This is a genomic window from Streptomyces sp. ADI95-17 (assembly GCF_003846175.1).
Classification (GTDB): domain Bacteria; phylum Actinomycetota; class Actinomycetes; order Streptomycetales; family Streptomycetaceae; genus Streptomyces; species Streptomyces sanglieri.
The window spans coordinates 1,167,797-1,168,285 of the sequence record NZ_ML123046.1 but is presented as its reverse complement, the minus strand read 5'-3'; the positions used below and the strand labels follow the sequence as shown (position 1 = coordinate 1,168,285).

The window sequence follows — 489 nt, the reverse complement described above, 5'->3', positions numbered from 1 at the left end:
GCCGCTCAACGTCCCCGTACCCAGCAATGTCGCCCCATCGAAGAAACTCACCGTCCCCGTCGGAGTACCTACCGAGGAAGTCACGGTAGCCGTGAGCGTTTTCGCCTCACCGAACACCGAAGGGTCCGGTGCCGAGGCCAGCGTCGTCGTGGTGGGGAAAGGGACGGTGGGAGTGATGGTAACGCTGCTGTCCGAGTTGTCGGTGATGTAGAGCGTCGACTCATCCGGTGTGGTCGCCAGCCCGAATGGTCCCGGCCCCGTAGGGATTGCGAAGGTCGTCGTGTTGGTACTGGTGTCGATGACACTGACCGTGTCATCGGAGTTGTCGGCCACATACACGTGGGTGCCCGCGACCGCTACCCCGACAGGTCCGGTTCCGACAGCGATGGTGGCGGTGACGGTGTTGGTGCCGGTGTCGATGACACTGATCGTGCCGTCACCGTTGTTGGCCACGTACGCGTTGGTTCCCGCGATCGCCACTCCGAAGGG

Annotated in this window: 1 pseudogene; it reads right to left on the bottom strand. The window is 63.4% G+C overall.

Annotation, left to right across the window (positions count from 1 at the left end):
• Positions 1 to 480, bottom strand: a pseudogene (locus tag EES42_RS18895) (hypothetical protein); the annotation flags it as partial.
• Between the last annotated feature and the right edge of the window lie 9 nt (positions 481 to 489).